Below are 19,019 nucleotides of genomic sequence, written 5' to 3' on the forward strand. Positions count from 1 at the left end.
GCGGGGCCTATACGCCGCCGCGGCGGATCAGCTTGCCCGTGGGGGTCTGGCCGTCCACCACGGCACCGCGCAGGAACGTCTTGCGCACCACGCCGGAGAGGGTCTTGCCGTCGTAGGGGGTGATGGGGTTCTTGTGCTTGAGCTTGGAGACGTCCACCACGAAGGCCTCGTCCGGGGCGAAGACCGCGAAGTCGGCGTCGTAGCCCAGTGCCAGCTGCCCCTTGTTGGTGAGGCGGGCCAGCGCGGCGGGCTTCTCCGCCATCCAGGAGACCACCCGCTCCAGCGGGATGCCGCGGTGCCGGGCCTCGCTCCAGATCAGGGACAGTCCCAGCTGCAGTGAGGAGACCCCGCCCCAGGCCACGGCGAAGTCGCCGTTTTCCAGGTCCTTCAAATCAAGGGTGGAGGGGGAATGGTCCGAGACGATGCAGTCGATGGTGCCGTCCAGCAGGCCCTGCCACAGCAGCTCACGGTTGGAGGCTTCGCGGATGGGCGGGCAGCATTTGTAGGCGGTGGCGCCGTCCGGGATTTCCTCGGCCATCAGCGTGAGGTAGTGCGGGCACGTCTCCACGGTGAGCTTGACGCCGTCGCGCTTTGCACTGGCAATCATGGGCAGCGCGTCCGACGACGACAGGTGCAGGATGTGCGCACGCGCACCGGTCCAGCGGGCGCGCTCGATGACCTCGGCGATGGCCTTGTTCTCGGCGCCGCGCGGGCGGGAGGCCAGGAAGGTCTGGTAGTGGTCACCGCCGGGGTGCGGCGCTCGGTCGATGGCGTGGGAGTCCTCGGCGTGCACGATCATGAGCGAGTCGAAGGACTTCAGCTCGGCCATGTCCTCCTCCATCTCATCCGCGTCCAGGTGCGGGAACTCGTCCACGCCGGAATGCAGCAGGAAGCACTTGAAACCGAACACGCCGTCGTCGTGCAGCGGGCGCAAGTCCGCCTTGTTGCCCGGGATCGCACCGCCCCAGAACCCGACGTCGATGAACGCCTGGTCCTCGGCCACCTCGCGCTTGAGCTTCAGGTTGGCCACGGTGGTGGTGGGCGGGACGGAGTTCAGCGGCATGTCGATGATGGTGGTGACGCCGCCGGCCGCGGCGGCGCGGGTGGCGGAGGCAAAGCCCTCCCACTCGGTGCGGCCGGGCTCGTTGACGTGGACGTGGGTGTCCACCAGTCCCGGGAGCAGGGTTTCGTCGTCGGCCAGTTCGATAACCTCGGAACCGGCCAGGCCGTTGCCCAGCGGCTCGATGGCCACGATCTTCCCGCCGCGGACGCCCACTTCGCGCGGCGCGATGCCGGCGGTGGTCAGGATGCGCTGGCCCCGGATGACCAGGTCAAATCGTTCTTCAGACACGGAGGTCCTCCTTGGTGCTTGGGGTGCGGGCAAGCCTGCCGGCCGCCAGCCTTCCACTGATTTGGGTGCCCAGCTGCTGCAGAAGCGGTCCAGCTTCTGATATGCACCTGTTTACATCGCTTTCGAGTTCGGTCAAAGAGTAGACGTCCTCGAATCCGGCTTCCGCCGCCTGGTGTTGCTCCAGGGTGGTCCGGCCGCACACTGCGATGACCGGGACGCCCTGGCCTGCCGCGGCCCGGGCGACGCCCATGGGCGTCTTGCCCAGCAGGCTTTGCTCGTCCAGGCTGCCTTCGCCGGTGATCACCAGGTCGGCTCCGGCAAGGCGCTCGGCCAGCCCGGTGAATTCGAGGACGACGTCGATGCCGGGCCGCCGCGTTGCGGCCAGTGCCGCGATGGCGGCGTAGCCCACGCCGCCGGCTGCCCCGGCTCCGGGAGCCTCGGCAGCCTTGACGGCGCGGAATCCGATTTCCCTGGCCAGGACTTCGACAAACCTGGCCAGGGCGGCGTCGAGCATGCCGACGTCCTGTTGTGTGGCACCCTTCTGCGGGCCGAACACCGCCGCGGCGCCCTGGGCGCCCAGCAGGGGGTTGTCGACGTCGGATGCCAGCACAAAGCGTGTGTCCACGAGGCGGGGTTCAAAGGAGGTGAAGTCGATGCTGTGCAGGTTGGCCAGCGCCGCTCCGCCCGGTGGAAGTTCATTGTTCCCTGCGTCCAGGAACCTGGCGCCGAGCCCCTGCAGGAGCCCCGCGCCGCCGTCGGTATTCGCGCTGCCCCCAACCCCCAGCACGATGCGGCGGCAGCCCGCATCCAGCGCGGCCCGGATCAGCTGCCCGGTACCCAGGCTGGTGGCGGTGGTGGCGTCCGTTGATTCCGGCCGCCCGCCCTTCCGGACGTTCGGCACGAGGGCGAGCCCGGAGGCTGTGGCCATCTCGATGACGGCCTCGTGTCCCCGGACGGCGAACTCCGCCTCCACCTGGTGCCCGATGGGTCCGCTGACCAGTGCCGTGCGGCGGGTGAAGCCGGAGCCGACGGCGGCTTCGAGGGTGCCCTCGCCGCCGTCGGCCACCGGAATCCGGACCACTTCAAGGTTGCCGCCCGCTCCGCGCTGCAGGCCCTTTTCCAAGTGGCTGCAGACCTCGGGGGCGGAAAGCGACCCCTTGAACTTGTCCGGGGCAATCACGATCCGCATGGTTAGCCCTGCAGTGCCAGGATGGCGGTGGGGGCGTCCGCGGCGGTCTCGGCCAGTTCCTCGAACTCGTTCACGGCGTTGATTTCCACGCCCATGGAGATGTTGGTGACCTTTTCCAGGATCACTTCCACCACCACGGGAACCTGGAATTCGCCCATCAGGGCCTTGGCCTTGTCGAAGGCGGCGGCGAGGTCGTTGGGGTCCTCCACGCGGACGGCCTTGCAGCCCAGGCCCTCGGCCACCTTGAGGTGGTCCACGCCGTAGCCGCGGGTGTCCTCGGACAGGTGCGCGCTGTTGATGTTCTCGAACGCCAGGGACACGTTCTGTTCCATGTTGAACCCGCGCTGGGACTGGCGGATCAGGCCCAGGTAGGAGTTATTCACCACCACGTGGATGTACGGCAGGTTGAACTGCGCGCCCACGGCCAGTTCCTCGATCATGAACTGGAAGTCGTAGTCGCCGGAGAGGGCCACCACGGTCTGGTCCGGGTTGGAACGCGCGACGCCGAGGGCTGCCGGGGCGGTCCAGCCCAGGGGACCTGCCTGGCCGGCGTTGATCCACTTGCGCGGGCCGAACACGTGCAGCATCTGGGCGCCGGCGATCTGGGACAGGCCGATGGTGGACACGTAGATGGTGTCGCGGCCGAAGGACTTGTTCATCTCCTCGTACACGCGCTGCGGCTTGATGGGGATGTTCTCGAAGTGCGTCTTGCGGTGCAGGGACGCCTTGCGGTCCTGGCATTCGGCGATCCAGGCGCTGTAGTCCGGCAGGGACCCTGCCGCCTTGCGCTCTTTGGCGAGCTCAACCAGCCCGGCCAGCGCCGCGCCGGCGTCGGACGCGATGCCCAGGTCCGGCGAGAACACGCGGCCGATCTGCGTGGGCTCGATGTCGATGTGCACGAACTTGCGGCCGGCGGTGTAGGTCTCCAGGCCGCCGGTGTGGCGGTTTGCCCAGCGGTTGCCGATGCCGATCACAAAGTCGCTCTGCAGGTAGTTCTCGTTGCCGTAGCGGTGGGAGGTCTGCAGGCCCACCATGCCGGCCATGAGCTGGTGGTCGTCAGGGATGGTGCCCCAACCCATCAGGGTGGGGATGACCGGCACGTTCAGGGTCTCGGCCAGTTCAACCAGCTGCGCGGAGGCGCCGGCGTTGATGATGCCGCCGCCGGCCACGATCAGCGGGTGCTTGGCGGCGGTCAGCATGTCCAGGGCCTTTTCCAGCTGCTTGCGGGAGGCCTTCGGCTTTTCGACGGGCAGGGGCTCGTAGGCGTCGATGTCGAACTCGATCTCGGCGAGCTGCACGTCGATGGGCAGGTCCAGCAGCACGGGGCCCGGGCGGCCGGAGCGCATCAGCTGGAAGGCCTTCTGGAAGGCGCCGGGAACCTGGCCGGGTTCCAGGATGGTCATGGCCATCTTGGTGACCGGCTTGGCGATGGACTCGATGTCCACGGCCTGGAAGTCTTCCTTGTGCAGCTTGGCCACCGGGGCCTGGCCGGTGATGCAGAGCATGGGGATGGAATCTGCCCATGCCGCGTAGAGGCCGGTGATCATGTCCGTGCCTGCCGGGCCGGAGGTGCCGATGCAGATGCCGATGTTGCCGTCCTTGGCGCGGCTGAAACCGTCGGCCATGTGGCTGGCGCCTTCAACGTGGCGGGCCAGGGTGTGGCGGATGCCGCCGTGGGCGCGCATGGCGGAGTAGAAGGGGTTGATGGCGGCTCCTGGCAGGCCGAACGCCTCGATGGCGCCTTCCTTTTCCAGGATGGCTACCGCTGCATCAACGGTACGCATCTTGCTCATGGGGTGCTCCTTGGAAAGTCTGTTTTTGGGTGTGCTGAAGGGAGTTTTTGTCCAGATATGCAGGCTTTAGGGGGTCCTAAGTCCGCTTATCTGGCCAAAAACTTCGGCTGGTGCGATGGCTGCTGCGGGCCGGGCCTTACTTGCGGCCGGAAAGCTGGAGGACCTGCTTGAAGAGTCCGGAGTGGTCCAGTGCGCCGTCGCCCTGGTTGACGGTGGCGGCGACGAGCTGTGCGACGACGGCGCCGAGGGGGACGGCGACGTTGGCTTCGCGGGCTGCTGAGGTGACGATGCCCAGGTCCTTGTGGTGGAGGGCGAGGCGGAAGCCGGGGTCGAAGTTGCGGTCGAGCATCTTCTGGCCCTTCTGGTCCAGGACCTTGGAGCCGGCCAGGCCGCCGCCAAGGACCTTGAGCGCGGCGTCGGTGTCCACGCCGTAGGCTTCGAGGAAGGCGATGGCTTCGCCGAGGACTTCGATGTTGACCGCGACAATGAGCTGGTTGGCGGCCTTGACGGTCTGGCCGGAGCCGGAGGGGCCGACGTGGACGATGGTCTTGCCGACGGCGTTAAGGACGTCCTGTGCGGCGTCGAAGTCTTCCTTGTCGCCGCCGACCATGATGGAGAGGGCGGCGTCGATGGCGCCCTGTTCGCCGCCGGAGACCGGAGCGTCAAGGGGGCGGATGCCGGCTTCGCGGGCTTCGTCGGAGAGGCGCTTGGCGACGTCGGGACGGATGCTGGAGGCGTCGATCCACAGGGTGCCCTGCCTGGCGTTGGTAAAGACGCCGTCCTTGCCGGTGACGACGCCTTCAACGTCGGGGGAGTCCGGCACCATGGTGATGACGACGTCGGCATCCTTGACGGCGTCAGCGATGCTGGAGGCGCCCTTGCCGCCTTCGGAGACGAGCTTGTCGATCTTGTCCTGGCTGCGGTTGAAGCCGGTGACGGTGTGGCCGGCCTTGACCAGGTTGATGGCCATGGGCAGGCCCATGATTCCGAGGCCGATAACTGCAACGTTGCTCATAATGGTTCTCTTTCCTGAAGTCTTTGTGGCGGTGCGGGGAGCGCGGGTCTGAGGAGTGGCCGGGATTAACGGGCGATTCGTTCGCGGATGGCCCAGCTGAAGGCCGTTTCCTGCGGTTCCTTGTATTCGAGGCCGATGTAACCCCCGTAGCCGAGTTCGCGGCTGCGGGCGATCCATTCCCCGAGGGGGAGGGTGCCGGTGCCGGGAGCGCCGCGGCCGGGGTTGTCGGCGATCTGGATGTGGCCGAAGTCCTTGGCGTGGTTTTCGATGACGGATTCGACGTCGTCGCCGTTGACTGCGAGGTGGTAGAAATCGGCGAGGAGCTTGATGTTGGCGGCGCCGGACTCTGCCTTTACGCGGGCGATGACCTTGAGGGCGTCGTCGGCGGTAAGGAGCGGGTACTTGGGTGCGCCGCTGACCGGTTCGAGGAGGACGGTGCCGCCAATGCGGGCGACGCCTTCGGCCGCCGCCGCCAGGTTCTTGACGGCGAGTTCGTCCTGCTCTTCCGGGGTGAAGTCGTCCTGCCGGTTGCCGTAGAGGGCATTGAAGGCCTTGCATCCGAGGCGCTCGCCGATGCCGGCGACGACGTCGATGTTGTCCTTGAACTCGGAGCAGCGGCCTTTCCAGGAAACCAGGCCCCGGTCGCCGCCCGGCATGTTGCCCGCGTTGAAGTTCAGGCCGGTCAGCTGGACGCCGGCGTCCTTGATGGCGTTCTCAAAGCTTGTGATGTCGCTGTCGGCGGGAACGGAGGTGTCGAAGGGCCACCAGAACTCGACGGCGTCGAAGCCTGCTGCCTTGGCCGCCGCGGGGCGCTCGAGCAGGGGCAGCTCCGTGAGGAGGATGGAGCAGTTCACTGTGTACGTCATCGTAGGTCCTTCCGAGGAGGGGCTTTGATCTATCTTCCCGTGCTTCCGGCGTCTTAGCGGTTTCCGCTTTGTGGAATTTAGATTCTGCTTTATGAAAAGTGTAGGGAAGGGTGGCGACGGGAGTCAAGGGGAAGCCTGTGTGCAGGGCAGCAGGCCCGGGTCAGAGGGCAAGAAAAAGGCCGGCTGCAATGCAGCCGGCCTTTTTCGGGGGTGACTATTAACGCAGGTCGAAGCGGTCAAGCTCCATGACCTTGGTCCACGCGGCCACGAAGTCGGTGATGAACTTTTCCCGGCCGTCTTCGCTGGCGTACACCTCGGACAGGGCACGGAGCTGCGAGTTGGAGCCGAACACCAGGTCCACCGGCGTTGCGGTCCACTTCAGTTCGCCGGTTGCGACATCGCTGATCTCGTAGACGTCAGCTTCGTTTTCCGATGCCTTCCAACGGGTGCCGGGGGACAACAGGTTGACGAAGAAGTCGTTCGTGAGGACCCCGGGGCGGTCCGTGAGCACGCCGTGGCTGGTACCACCGACGTTGGTGCCAAGGGCGCGCATACCGCCCACCAGGACGGTCATTTCCGGCGCGGAAAGGTCCAGCATGTATGCCTTGTCCAGCAGGAGGGTTTCCGGCTGGAGCTTGTTGCCGGGACGCACATAGTTTCGGAACCCGTCCGCCCGCGGCTGCAGGTACTGGACGGACTCGACGTCGGTCTGTTCCTGGGTCGCATCTGTGCGGCCGGGCCGGAACGGCACGGTGACCGGGAACCCGGCGTCGGCGGCGGCCTTCTCCACTGCGGCGCAGCCGCCGAGGACGATCAGGTCTGCCAGGGATACCTTCTTGCCGCCGCTTTGAGCGGAGTTGAACTTCTGCTGTACACCCTCGATTGCCTGCAGGGCAGCATCCAGCTGTTCGGGCTCGTTGGATTCCCAGCCGCGCTGCGGTTCCAGCCGGATCCGCGCCCCGTTTGCGCCGCCGCGCCTGTCGGTCTTGCGGAAGGTTGCCGCCGACGCCCACGCGGTCCTGGCCAGCTGGGAGACGGACAGGCCGGAGTCCAGTAGCTGTGCCTTGAGCGAGGCGATGTCCTGCTCGTCAACCAGCTCATGGTCCACTGCCGGGACGGGGTCCTGCCAGATTTGCGGTTCGGGCACCCACGGGCCGAGCATGTGCGGGCCGACGGGTCCCATGTCGCGGTGGAGCAGCTTGTACCAGGCCTTGGCGAACGCAAGGGCAAACTCGTCCGGGTTCTCCAGGAACCGGCGGCCGATCTTCTCGTAAACCGGATCGAAACGCAGCGACAGGTCCGTGGTGAGCATGGTGGGCCGGTGCTTTTTCTCGGGGTCGTGGGCGTCCGGGATAATCTTCTCGGCGTCCTTGGCCACCCACTGGTGCGCGCCTGCCGGGCTCTTGACGAGCTCCCACTCGTGCTCGAACAGAATTTCCAGGAAGCGGTTGCTCCACTGGGTCGGCCGGTCGGTCCAGGTGACCTCAAGGCCGGAGGTGATGGTATCCGCACCCTTGCCGGACCCGTAGGTGCTCAGCCAGCCCAGGCCCTGCGCCTCGAGGTTCGCGGCCTCAGGCTCGGGGCCGACGTGCGCGTCGGCCTCAGCAGCGCCGTGCGTCTTGCCGAAGGTGTGTCCGCCGGCGATCAGGGCGAAGGTCTCCTCGTCGTTCATCGCCATGCGCTTGAAGGTCTCGCGGATGAAGGCGGCGGCAAGCTTCGGGTCCGGGTTGCCCATCGGGCCTTCGGGGTTGACGTAAATCAGGCCCATCTCGGTGGACCCCACATCTTCAGCCATCTGGCCTTCGCCAACGTAGCGTTCGTCGCCGAGCCACGTGTCCTCGGGACCCCAGAAAATCTCCTCGGGCGCCCAGACGTCCTCGCGGCCAAACGCAAAACCGAAGGTCTTGAAGCCCATGGATTCGAGGGCAACGTTTCCGGCGAGGACGAGCAGGTCCGCCCAGGAAAGCTTCTGGCCGTATTTTTGCTTGACCGGCCACAGCAACCGGCGGGCTTTGTCCAGGTTGGCATTGTCCGGCCAGCTGTTCAGCGGCGCGAACCGCTGGCCGCCGTCCCCTGCGCCGCCGCGGCCGTCGTGGACGCGGTAGGTGCCGGCGGCATGCCAGCTCATACGGATCATCAGGCCGCCGTAGTGGCCGAAGTCCGCGGGCCACCAGTCCTGGGAGGTGGTCAGGACTTCGATGATGTCCTGCTTGAGCGCCTCGACGTCGAGCTTTTGGAACTCTTCCGAGTACTTGAAGGTGGGTCCCAGCGGGTTGGCAGCCGGGTGGTGCGCGTGGAGGACAGAGAGGTCGAGCTGGTTTGGCCACCAGTCGGTGACCGTCCGGGGCCGGTGGCCCTTGGGTTGCGGAGAGTCAATCGCCGGGTTTTCACTCTCGCTGCCGTGCGAGGTCACGCTGTCATGGGCGACCGGGCAGCCGCCTTCCACCTTTTGGTCCAGCCCCTGGGCGCTTCCCGGGGTGGGGACAGGGGGATGGTCCTGGGGGTCCGTCATGTGTTTCCTTCCCTATGGCCGAGGCCGCGGTCGGACTCGGGCAGCCGCTTCAACCCTCCCATTTGAACATGGGCGGAAGTGCGCACTGAACCCCCTGCCGCCTATGTTCACTGTGTGAGATCCTTGCCCTTTGTTTCGGGTATGGTGAAGACGAATGCGGCGCTAATGACCAGCAGAAAAACCGCGTAGATGTTGAAAACCTGCGGCGCGCCCAAGGACGCGCCCAGCCACTGCTGCAGGTAAGGCGCGGTCCCGCCAAAGGCAGCCACGCAGATCGAATACGGAACCCCGACGCCCACGGTGCGGATCGACGTCGGGAACAGCTCGGCGTACACGGCCGGGACAATGGCTGCGCTCGCGGCAATGAAGACCAGCATTACGGACATGCTGACGGCCAGCTGCCAGGCGGAGTCCTTCAGCAGCCACGTCATGGGGAAATGGAAGACGGCGGAGCCGACGGCGCCGGCCCACAGGACCTTCTTCCGCCCGATCCGGTCGGAAAGCTTGCCCCACGCCGGCAGGGCGGCGATGAAGACGATGTTGGCGATGACGCCGGCCCACAGCGCCTCGCCGCGGTCGATCTTCAGTGCTGTCGTGGCATAGCTCGGCGCCACCACGCCCCAGATGTAGTAGATCACCGTTAAACCCACGGTCAGCCCGATCACCTGCAGCGCCTGCTTCCGGTAGCGGACAACCTGCGGCCAGATGGGGGCGCGCTTTTGGGAGGCGGATTCGCCCTCGAACGCATCGGTCTCATGCAGCCGTGCCCGCATGATCAGCGCGTACAGGCCCATTGCGGCACCCAGCAGGAACGGGATGCGCCAGCCCCACGCGTTCATGGCCTCAGCGGTCAGCGTCATGTTCAGCACCGCGCCGAGCAGCGTGCCGAACAGGATGCCCACGGTGCCTGAGGTGTAGATCAGCGTCGCCCAGAACCCCCGGTGTTCCCTGGGTGCCATCTCGGACAGGTAGGTTTGTGACGACGGCAGCTCGCCACCGTGCGCCAGGCCCTGGATGAGCCGGGCCACCAGGAGCATCAGCGATGCCCACGCCCCGATGCTGGCGAACGTCGGCGCGATACCGATCATCAGGCTGCCCAGCGAAGCGAGGCCGACGGCGAGGGTCATCGAGGTCTTTCGGCCCACCCTATCGCCGATCCAGCCGAACAGGAAACCGCCGAAGGGCCGGGCAACGAAGCCGACGGCGAAGATCGCCAGGGTGGACAGCACGGCCGACGCCGGGTCGGCCTTGCTGAAGAGCTGGCTGGCGATGAACGGCGTGAACGTAGCGTAGATGGCCCAGTCGTACCATTCAACCGCGTTGCCGATGCCGGTGCCGACAATGGTCTTCGCGGTGGACACCCGTTCAGTCTGCTGTTTTGTTGCTGCAATGGACATGGTTGCTTCCTGGTGGTCGGTGTGGAGGGGAGGCGCCGGGCAGCGGCGCTGCTGCCCGGCGGTCAGGCGGTTGTGGCCAGGCGGCGGTCAGGCGGTTGCGGACAGTGTGGCCAGCCGGGAGATGGCCAGCTCCGCGTAGAGCGCGGCACCGTCAGCCAGCACGCCGTCGTCGAACGTTGCGTAGGGGGAGTGGTTGAAGGGTGAGGTGGACGGGTCGCCGCCCGGGGCGACGGCGCTGAGCCCCACGAAGGTGCCGGGCACCTCCGCCAGCACCCGGGAGAAGTCCTCGGATCCGCTGAGCGGGGTGGCCCAGCGGGACAGGCGGCGCTCGCCGAACAGCTCGGTGATCACTTTCTCGGCAGTGTGTGTTTCGTCCTCGTTGGTGATGGTGAGAGGGTACTCCGGCTGGTAGTCGACGTGGACCTCGACGCCGTGCCCGGCGGCGATGCCCTGGAGCAGGCGCGGCACCGCCTCCATCATCTTCAGCCGGGAGGTTTCGGAAAATGTCCGGACTGTCGCCTCGATCCGTGCCGATTCCGGGATGACGTTGCGTTTGGTCCCGGCGTGCAGCACGCCGACGGACAGTACGACGGGATCGAACATGTTGAACTGCCGGGTGACCATCACCTGCAGGGCGGTCACCATCTCCGCCGCCACGGTCACCGGGTCCTTCGCCGCGTGCGGAGCAGAGCCGTGGCCGCCGGCGCCCAAGACGATGACCTCGAGTCCGTCGGAGGCGCTGAGCATCACCCCGGGCTTGGTGCAGAACGTGCCGTGCGGCTCCAGCGACGAGAACACGTGCATCCCGTAGGCCGCCTGGACGCGCTGGCCGGCGGCGTCCAGGACACCTTCGCGGAGCATGTAGCCGGCTCCATCGCAGCCTTCCTCGCCGGGCTGGAACATGAGCACGACGTCGCCGGCGAGCAGGTGCCTCTTCCCTGCCAGGAGAGAGGCGGCTCCTGCGAGCATGGAGGTGTGCAAGTCGTGGCCGCAGGCGTGCATGGCGCCGTCGGTCCGGGAGGTGTATTCCACGCCGGTCTTTTCCTGGACGGGCAGCCCGTCCATGTCGGCGCGGAGCAGGACGGCCGGCCGTTCGGTGCTGTTCCCGGCACTGCCTTCCCCGCTGCGGCCTTCGTTGCCGTCCCCGGAACCGGCACCGCCGCGCAGAACCGCGGTGACCGACGTCGTTTCCTTGCCCAGGGTGATCTCATAGGGCAGGCCGTCGAGCGCCTGGAGGACACGCTCCTGGGTGCGGGGAAGGTGCAGGCCGATTTCCGGTTCCCGGTGCAGGTCGTGGCGGAGGCGGATGAGGTCTTCCTGCAGATCGCGGGCGTCGTCGGTAATGGGCACTTGTTCTCCTCCACTTGTACGGTCGGGCTTGAGGTTTATTCTGAAGTGGCCTGGTTCACAGTCGACGGAAGCGCAGGAAATGTGCTGCTGCACCGGGTCAGAAGCAGGAATCATGCACAGAAAGGGTCCGTCAATGGAGCTCGGCGAGGAAGACCTGGCACTCATCCAGGTCCTTCAGGCGCATCCCCGGCTTGGCTGGGCGGATGCGGCGAGGGTCCTTGGCGTGCATGCCACCACGCTGGCGGCCCGGTGGGAACGGCTGAGGGCCAGCGGTTCGGCCTGGGTGACGGCGCACCTCGCGGGCGATCCGCGCCAGATGCTGCTCGCCTTCGTGGCCGTGGACTGTGACATGAACCTGAGGGACAGTGTGACGGCACAGTTGGCGGCGATCCCGGAAATCGTCACGGTGGAGGAGGCGGCGAGCAACCGGGACCTCATGCTGACGGTCATCACCGGATCCCTCGAGGGATTCAGCACCAACGTGGTGTCGCGGCTGAAAGCCATCAAGGGCTTGACGAAATACCAGACGGCGCTGTGCACCAGGCTTCACACCAGTGCCGACGAGTGGCGGCTGAACATCCTGGACAAGTCCCAGCTCGCAACGCTCCGCTCGCTGGGGCAGGGTTTGTCGGGTGCCGGCAGGGAGGCAGCAACAGCCCCGCTCCCACAGAGCCACCTCGATCTGCTCCCGTATCTGGCCAGGGACGGCCGGGCTACGGCGGCCGAGATAGCCCGGGACCTTGAACGGCATCCTGCCACTGTGCAGCGGCAGCTGAACCGCGTCCTCGCCAGCGGCCTGCTGCTCTTCCGCTGTGAACTGGCGCAGGGCTATTCGTCGTTTCCGGTGACCTGCCAGTGGTTCGCCAATGTGCCGGCAGGCCGGCACGAGGAAGCAGCGGCGGCCTTCCGCACCATCAGCAACGTCCGGCTCAGTGCTTCCACCACGGGCGCAACCAACTTCGTGATCATCATGTGGCTGCAGTCGCTCGCGGACGTGATGACTGCTGAGCTGGCGCTGCAGCAAAAGGTGCCGGGCATCGAGCTGGTGGAGAGCGTGGTGATGCTGCGGACCGTGAAGCGCGTGGGCTGGATGCTGAACGAAGATACAACGGCGAGCGGCGCCGTCGTCCATCCGGGAACCTTGGGCGCTGGCAGCTGAAGCGCGCCGGACCACAGGGAACAAGGTGGAAAACTTTGCCCCCTTGACTCCACATTCACAAGGGATACGGTTGGAAATACGCCAGCCCGCAGCTGGTGAACGGGCGCGCACCTGGGGAAAGGCGCACGCTGCAACAGGTCTCGCCATACTTCACCGCTTGTGCGGTATCAAACCCATTGCCTGGTTCCGGCCAGGCAGACGTACTTCGAATCCCTCAGGTTGTGTCCCAATGACCGCAAACTTCATCCGGGCTTTGGCTGTTAAGTCGTTCGACGTTCCCGACAGGAAACGCTGCCCGGACAAGGCGGAGTTCGACCTCGTCACAGTTGATGACTATTCGGTGGCCCGGCTGATCCTCGCCCCGGGCTGGCGCTGGTCCGAGTGCGCCAAACCCGTGGAGCTGACAGCCTTTTGCGAGCACCACCACTTGGGCTACTGCATCGCAGGCCAACTGGAGATTGAAATGCCCGACGGCGGACACACAACCATCCGCGCGAATGACACTTATGCGCTCCCTCCCGGGCATGACGAGTGGGTGGCCGGCGATGAGCCGTTCGTGGCCGTCGAGTTCCTGGGGGCTGCCTCGTTTGGGCGTCCCCGCAGTTACGGAATGCATGCCCTGATCTGACGGGCTCCAGCCGGATCTCTTCCCGTCGCCGCCGAAGCTAGGGCTTCGGCAGCCTGGTGGACTCGGGTGCCGTGATCAGGGCCAGCGACGCCGCCACGGAGTGGTCGGGCTTCTCCGGCGGTTTGGCGTATGCCCGAAGGACCAGCAGCGACTTGGCGGCCAGTGTCACCGTGCCGTCTGCCTCGAGGAAGCCCTGGTCCGCGTGTTCACCGGCTGTGTCGATCAGCTGCTCCCATGCCGGCGCGTACTCGGTGTTCGGCAGTGTGAAGTCGACCGGATGGTCCCCGGAATTGCAGTACAGCAGGAAGTGGTGGTCCCGGATCACCCGGCCACGGTGGTCCTTGCCCACCGCCTCTCCGTTGTAGAACACCCCCAGTGCCCGGGCCAGCGGGTTGCCCCAGTCCTCGGGGACCATTTCGGTTGCATCAGTATTCAGCCAGACGATGTCCGGAAGTGGCTGGCTGAGGGCCCGCCGGACCGGACGGCCGTCGAAAAATCTGTTGCGGCGGAAGGTGGGGTGTTCACGCCGCAGGGCGCTGACCGCGGCCAGGAACTCGTTGAGCGGCTGGTCGACTTTGTCCCAGTTGATCCAGGACAGCGGTGAATCCTGGCAGTAAACGTTGTTGTTGCCCAGCTGGGTCCGCCCCAGCTCGTCGCCGTGCGCCACCATCGGCACACCCTGGGAAAGGAGGAGGGTGGCAAGGAAATTGCGTTGCTGGCGGGCGCGCAGGGCCAGGATTTTAGGGTCGTCGGTAGGGCCTTCCACCCCGCAGTTCCATGAGCGGTTGTGGGATTCACCGTCGTTGTTGTTCTCGCCGTTGGCCTCGTTGTGCTTGTTGTTGTAGGAAACCAAGTCGCGCAGGGTGAAGCCGTCGTGGGCGGTGACGAAGTTGATGGATGCCACCGGGCGCCGTCCCGAGCTTTCGTACAGGTCCGAGGAGCCGGCCAACCGCGAGGCGAATTCGCCCAGGGTGGCGGGGGCGCCGCGCCAAAAGTCGCGGACGGCGTCGCGGTATTTTCCGTTCCACTCCGTCCACAGGGGCGGGAAGTTGCCCACCTGGTAGCCGCCGGGGCCGACGTCCCACGGCTCCGCAATCAGCTTGACCTGCGATACTACCGGGTCCTGCTGCACCAGGTCGAAGAAACTGGACAGCCGGTCCACCTCATAGAAATCCCGGGCCAGCGCTGAGGCGAGGTCGAAGCGGAACCCGTCCACGTGCATTTCCAGCACCCAGTAGCGCAGCGAGTCCATCAGCAGTTGCAGGGCATGCGGGTGCCGGACGTTGATGGTGTTGCCGGTGCCGGTGTAGTCCAGGTAGTGCTGTTTCTCGTGGTCCACCAGCCGGTAGTACGCCTGGTTGTCGATGCCCTTGAATGACAGCGTGGGACCCATATGGTTGCCCTCGGCCGTGTGGTTGTAGACGACGTCGAGAATCACCTCGATGCCCGCGGAATGCAGCGACCGGACCATCGCCTTGAATTCCTGGACCTGCTGCCCGGGCCGGAAGCTGGAACTGTAGCTTTCGTGCGGGGCGAAGAAGCCAATGGTGTTGTAGCCCCAGTAGTTGCCCAGGCCCCTGTCCTTCAGCACGCTGTCCTGGACAAACTGGTGCACCGGCATCAGCTCAATGGCCGTGACCCCCAGCTTCTTAAGGTGCTCGATCACGGCAGGGTGGGCTATCCCGGCGTACGTACCCCGTTCCTTTTCCGGCACCTCCGGGTGGGTCATGGTGAGGCCCTTCACGTGGGCCTCGTAAATCAGGGTGTCGTTGTAAGGGATCCTAGGCGGTCGGTCGTGCTGCCAGTCGAAGAAGGGACTGATGACCACAGACCGCATGGTGTTGGGCGCCGAATCCTCGGTGTTGAGGGACAGGGGATCACCAAAGTTGTACGAAAACATTGGCTGGCCCCATGTGATGTCCCCGCTCAGGGCTTTCGCGTACGGGTCCATCAGCAGCTTGTTGGGGTTGCAGCGCAGGCCTTGGCCCGGGTTGTACGGGCCGTCTACCCGGTAGCCGTAAAGCTGGCCGGGCAGGACATGGGGAAGGTAGCAGTGCCAGACAAAGCCGTCCACTGCTTCAAGCCGGATGCGCTGCTCCGTGCCGTCGTCGCCGAACAGGCAGAGGTGGACAGCGTGGGCCGCCTCGCTGAACACCGCAAAGTTCGTGCCGCTGCCGTCGTAGGTGGCACCCAGCGGATAAGGGCTCCCCGTCCAGACTTCCATGTCCCGCCTCCATCCCCAATGAGAACACCATCCAACCACAGGGGTACGACACCGGCAGAGGGGGAGGGCGGGCTTCAACTGGGCGGCGGGACAAGACGGAGGCGGGCGTACGACGGCGGCCCAGCGCCGCCGTCGTTATTCCTACGCCCGGCTGATGGGGATCTTCCGCCGCTCGGCAGGATCCTGCTCGGGCAGGGGGACGCGGACTTCCAGGATTCCATCGATATAGGTTGCCTTGATGGCAGTCTGGTCGGCGCCTGCCGGAACAGTAACGGCACGGGAGAAGGTGCCGTAACGGAATTCCGAGCGGTACCCCTCCTTGCCCGTGTGTTCAGTCTTTTCCTCGTGCCGGACGGTGATCCGCAGCTGATCACCGGTCATGGTGATGTCTACGTCTTTGTCCGGGTCGATGCCAGGGACTTCGGCCTTGATCACCAGCGTGCCGTTTTCCTTGTACTCCTCGGTCCGCAGCCAGGTGTCCAGGTCACCTTCGAAGAAGCGCCGGAGGGGCTCGGTGAAGTCCGTGCCGGTGCGGCGGAGGATGCCGTTGTTCATTGCTTTGCTCCTTTCGCTGTGGGTTTGGGTGTGGCCGCGGACCGGTGCCCGGGCATCAAAGGCGCCGGACCGCGGGGCAGAAAAGGTTTGTTGTGGGAATCGCATCAAGGCGGGGAAGGCGATGGCATGCCTCGAATGAGGTAGTGCTGCCCAGCCCGGTATGTGCTGGGGAAGTTGGCGTTGGCTTTCATGGCTCATGCTTCCAGTGACGCCGGTTGGCCGACTGCTTTAGCCAATTTTGTTTATACCCAATCCGGCCCGTTCGGTCACGGGGTATTTTGCAACTTTTCCCAGGGCGCCCGCCGTGTCTTGTTGTTCCGTGCTGCAGACTGTTGCCATGACTTTTGCCAATGTGGGAAGCCTGGGAACCAAGCCCGGCCAGCGCGACGCCGTCGTATCCATCCTGCTCCGGCCGATGCCGGGCCTGAAGGAGGCCGGGTGCCTGCTGTACGAAGTGGGCGTCAATGACGACGCACCGGACACCGTATTTGTCAGCGAACTTTGGGAATCGCCGGAGGCGCACCGGAACTCGCTGCAGCTGGACAGTGTTCGGGCCGCGATTGCCGAAGCCATGCCCCGGTTGTCCGGCGAGATGGGCGGCAACCAGTTCACAGTGCTGGGATCGCCGCTGCGTTAGCAGGGCTCTTACAGGGGCACCCGCTTCCGTCCTGCTGCCCCTGTTGTCCGGGCCGCTGTACCGCTAGGCTTCCGGGCAACGACTGGATACCGGGAAACCGGGTAAGGGAGATCCCATGAAGCCGCTGCCTGCACTTGAGCTTGTGACCCGCCTGGAAGATGCCGATTGGCTTGACCCGATCGCCAAGAGCGTCCGGAAATCCGTGAAGAAGGTGATCCGGCCACGCTGGGCGCGGGACATCCTGCACGGGGTTCCGATCGGGCACCCTGTGCACCCGCTGGCGGTGCAGGTGCCGATCGGGGCGTGGGTCTCAGCGGGCGTCCTGGATGCGCTGCCCGGCACCGGCCATGCTGCCAAAGTGTTGGTTGGTGTGGGAACGCTAAGCGCCGTCCCGTCTGCGATCGCCGGCTTTACCGACTGGTCGCAGCTGCACAGCCAGCAGCAGCGGGTGGGCTTGGTTCATGCTGCCGCGAACATCACGGCGACCACACTGTACGCCGCATCGCTGGTGCAGCGTGCCCGGGGCCGGGAAACCAGCGGCAAGGTGCTTGGTTACCTAGGGCTCGCTGCGGTTGGCGGGGGTGGCTTTCTGGGCGGCCACCTGAGTTACCGCCAGGCAGCCGGGGTAAACCACAGCGAAGATGTACCCCACCGTTTCCCCTCCGGCTGGCATCCGATGGCTCAGCTGTCCGACCTGCCTGACGGGCAGCTGTCCAAGCGCGAGGTTGCCGGGCTGCCGCTCCTTGTCCACCGCGAGGGCGACCGGGTCAATGTGCTGTCCGACGTGTGCAGCCACCTCTCCGGCCCGCTGCACGAGGGCAAGCTCAAGCAAGGCAGCGTCAACGACGACAGTGAGCCGTGCGTCGTCTGCCCGTGGCACCTCAGCACATTCTCGCTGCGAACCGGCGAAGTCCAGGCCGGTCCTGCCACCTCCCGCCAGCCGCGCTTCGACACCCGGATCACCGGCGGGCTCGTGGAGGTATGTTTGCCCGGAGCAAGCTAGTCTTTCGAGTTGCTCGGCCCGGGATTGAGGCTGGACCGCTCCAGCCCATTCACCCATTCACCCCGCCGCAACACCCCGGCAAGCGCCAATTCAGCGTCCACCACGACGACGTCGGCACGCATCCCCGCCCGAAGGTCACCGGCCCGGGAGGACCATCCAAGGACGTCGGCGGGGACGGCGGTTGCGGCGAGAACCGCGTCCTGGAGCGGGACCCCGGCGGCCACCGTTGTGCGAACGACGTCCAGCAGGGTAGCGGTCCCGCCTGCGATGGCACCGGTGCTGTCCACCCGGGCAATTCCCTGGTCCACGGTGACAGCCAGGCTACCGAGGCGATAGTGACCGTCCGCCAGTCCGGTTGCCGCCATGGAATCGGTGACCAGGGCGATGTTGGCGGCCCCCACAAGATCGAAAACCAGCTTGATGGTCTCGGCCGCCAGGTGGACGCCGTCGGCGATGAGCTCCACCACCGTGTTGCCGTTCCGGGCGGCGCTGAGGCCGGCCGCGACCGGGCCGGGAGAGCGGTGGTGCAGGCTGGGCATGGCGTTGAACAGGTGGGTGACGGTGGGGCGGAACCTGCCTGTGCGGTTGGTAGGAGCTGCAAGCCCGGCTGCCGCCTGCTCCAGGAATTCGGCTGCGGCGGCAGTATCCGCGGCGGTGTGCCCCAGCGAGGGGACGATTCCCCGGGAAGCGAGCAGGTCCACCACGGCGGATGCCCCAGGAAGCTCGGCCGCCAAGGTCATCGACGCCAATGTAGGCCCGGCAGCATCAAGCAGTTTGGTTACCAGTGCAGGGTCCGGCTCCCGCAACAGTGAGGGGTCGTGCGCGCCACACTGTGCGGCGGCGAGGAAGGGGCCCTCCAGGTGGGACCCTGCAATCATTCCCTCGCCAGCCATATTCCGGAGGACCATAAGGTTCCGAACCAGGCTTTCGGGGGACCCGCTCACCAGGCTGGCCAGCAGGGTGGTGGTTCCGCGGCTGTGCAGGTAACGTGCGGCGGATTGTGAGGCTTCAAGCGACCCTCCGGAAAAATCCGAGCCCAGCGCGCCATGGCAATGCAGGTCCACCAGGCCCGGCAGCAGAATGCGCCCGGTATCCGCGGGCCCCGCTGAACCGGGGTATTCCGATGCCGGTCCCGCATAGGTGACCAGGCCGCCGTCGACCGCTACAACGCCATCGGCGACGTCCCTGCTGCCGGTGACCAGGCGGCCGCGCAGCACCAATTCATCGCTCATGATTGCAGGCCTCCAGCCACGGATTATTCCACAGCGGTGCGGGGTGGACGCCGGGCCACGAAGCCGCCGGTATTTGCGTCTCAGTCCAGAACCTTTACGCTAGGAAAC

Annotated in this window: 15 protein-coding genes; 4 read left to right on the forward strand and 11 right to left on the reverse strand. The window is 66.0% G+C overall.

Features of this window, described 5'->3' with window-relative positions:
• Positions 1 to 7 precede the first annotated feature (7 nt).
• The 8 genes from allB to FDW83_RS11810 form a co-directional block, all read right to left on the reverse strand.
• Positions 8 to 1,351: an allantoinase AllB gene (allB, locus tag FDW83_RS11775; protein WP_138138277.1), complete on the reverse strand. Its 1,344-nt coding sequence runs from the start codon at positions 1,349 to 1,351 to the stop codon at positions 8 to 10.
• Positions 1,344 to 2,540: a glycerate kinase gene (locus tag FDW83_RS11780; protein WP_138138278.1), complete on the reverse strand. Its 1,197-nt coding sequence runs from the start codon at positions 2,538 to 2,540 to the stop codon at positions 1,344 to 1,346. The genes allB and FDW83_RS11780 overlap by 8 nt, the downstream gene beginning before the upstream one ends.
• Before the next feature lie 2 nt (positions 2,541 to 2,542).
• The gene (gcl, locus tag FDW83_RS11785; RefSeq protein ID WP_138138279.1) at positions 2,543 to 4,333 is read right to left on the reverse strand and encodes a glyoxylate carboligase; all 1,791 of its coding nucleotides are present in this window, start codon (positions 4,331 to 4,333) and stop codon (positions 2,543 to 2,545) included.
• 136 nt (positions 4,334 to 4,469) lie between these two features.
• Complete coding sequence (locus tag FDW83_RS11790; RefSeq protein ID WP_370281241.1) at positions 4,470 to 5,525, reverse strand: 2-hydroxy-3-oxopropionate reductase; 1,056 nt, start codon at positions 5,523 to 5,525, stop codon at positions 4,470 to 4,472.
• The gene (locus FDW83_RS11795) at positions 5,414 to 6,214 is read right to left on the reverse strand and encodes a hydroxypyruvate isomerase family protein (RefSeq protein WP_138138281.1); all 801 of its coding nucleotides are present in this window, start codon (positions 6,212 to 6,214) and stop codon (positions 5,414 to 5,416) included. The genes FDW83_RS11790 and FDW83_RS11795 overlap by 112 nt, the downstream gene beginning before the upstream one ends.
• Positions 6,215 to 6,431: 217 nt before the next feature.
• Positions 6,432 to 8,726: a catalase/peroxidase HPI gene (gene katG, locus FDW83_RS11800; protein WP_138138282.1), complete on the reverse strand. Its 2,295-nt coding sequence runs from the start codon at positions 8,724 to 8,726 to the stop codon at positions 6,432 to 6,434.
• Between the two features lie 107 nt (positions 8,727 to 8,833).
• Entirely contained in the window at positions 8,834 to 10,123 is a 1,290-nt protein-coding gene (locus FDW83_RS11805; RefSeq protein ID WP_138138283.1) for an MFS transporter, read from the reverse strand.
• Positions 10,124 to 10,210: 87 nt separating this feature from the next.
• The gene (locus FDW83_RS11810) at positions 10,211 to 11,473 is read right to left on the reverse strand and encodes a M20 family metallopeptidase (RefSeq protein ID WP_138138284.1); all 1,263 of its coding nucleotides are present in this window, start codon (positions 11,471 to 11,473) and stop codon (positions 10,211 to 10,213) included.
• Between the two features lie 133 nt (positions 11,474 to 11,606).
• Here FDW83_RS11810 and FDW83_RS11815 point away from each other — a divergent pair, with 133 nt between their 5' ends.
• A complete protein-coding gene (locus FDW83_RS11815; protein ID WP_138138424.1) occupies positions 11,607 to 12,632 on the forward strand; it encodes an Lrp/AsnC family transcriptional regulator in 1,026 nt (341 codons plus the stop codon).
• Between the two features lie 229 nt (positions 12,633 to 12,861).
• Positions 12,862 to 13,260 carry a cupin domain-containing protein gene (locus FDW83_RS11820; RefSeq protein ID WP_138138285.1) on the forward strand — a complete coding sequence of 133 codons (399 nt, stop codon included), beginning with the start codon at positions 12,862 to 12,864 and terminating at the stop codon, positions 13,258 to 13,260.
• 37 nt (positions 13,261 to 13,297) lie between these two features.
• On the opposite strand, the gene glgX is transcribed toward FDW83_RS11820, so the two are convergent.
• Complete coding sequence (glgX, locus tag FDW83_RS11825; RefSeq protein ID WP_138138286.1) at positions 13,298 to 15,484, reverse strand: glycogen debranching protein GlgX; 2,187 nt, start codon at positions 15,482 to 15,484, stop codon at positions 13,298 to 13,300.
• Between the two features lie 141 nt (positions 15,485 to 15,625).
• Complete coding sequence (locus tag FDW83_RS11830) at positions 15,626 to 16,039, reverse strand: Hsp20/alpha crystallin family protein (RefSeq protein ID WP_138138287.1); 414 nt, start codon at positions 16,037 to 16,039, stop codon at positions 15,626 to 15,628.
• Between the two features lie 337 nt (positions 16,040 to 16,376).
• Here FDW83_RS11830 and FDW83_RS11835 point away from each other — a divergent pair, with 337 nt between their 5' ends.
• Both FDW83_RS11835 and FDW83_RS11840 read left to right on the forward strand, forming a co-directional pair.
• The gene (locus FDW83_RS11835) at positions 16,377 to 16,676 is read left to right on the forward strand and encodes a putative quinol monooxygenase (protein ID WP_138138288.1); all 300 of its coding nucleotides are present in this window, start codon (positions 16,377 to 16,379) and stop codon (positions 16,674 to 16,676) included.
• 115 nt (positions 16,677 to 16,791) lie between these two features.
• On the forward strand, positions 16,792 to 17,679 hold the full coding sequence (locus tag FDW83_RS11840; RefSeq protein ID WP_138138289.1) for a Rieske (2Fe-2S) protein: 888 nt from the start codon (positions 16,792 to 16,794) through the stop codon (positions 17,677 to 17,679).
• On the opposite strand, the gene FDW83_RS11845 is transcribed toward FDW83_RS11840, so the two are convergent.
• A complete protein-coding gene (locus tag FDW83_RS11845) occupies positions 17,676 to 18,911 on the reverse strand; it encodes an N-acetylglucosamine-6-phosphate deacetylase (RefSeq protein ID WP_138138290.1) in 1,236 nt (411 codons plus the stop codon). The two genes, FDW83_RS11840 and FDW83_RS11845, sit on opposite strands and share 4 nt — an antisense overlap.
• Positions 18,912 to 19,019: the final 108 nt, after the last annotated feature.

Origin of the sequence: Pseudarthrobacter sp. NamE2, assembly GCF_005796205.1 — a bacterium.
In the GTDB taxonomy this organism is placed as follows: Bacteria; Actinomycetota; Actinomycetes; order Actinomycetales; family Micrococcaceae; genus Arthrobacter.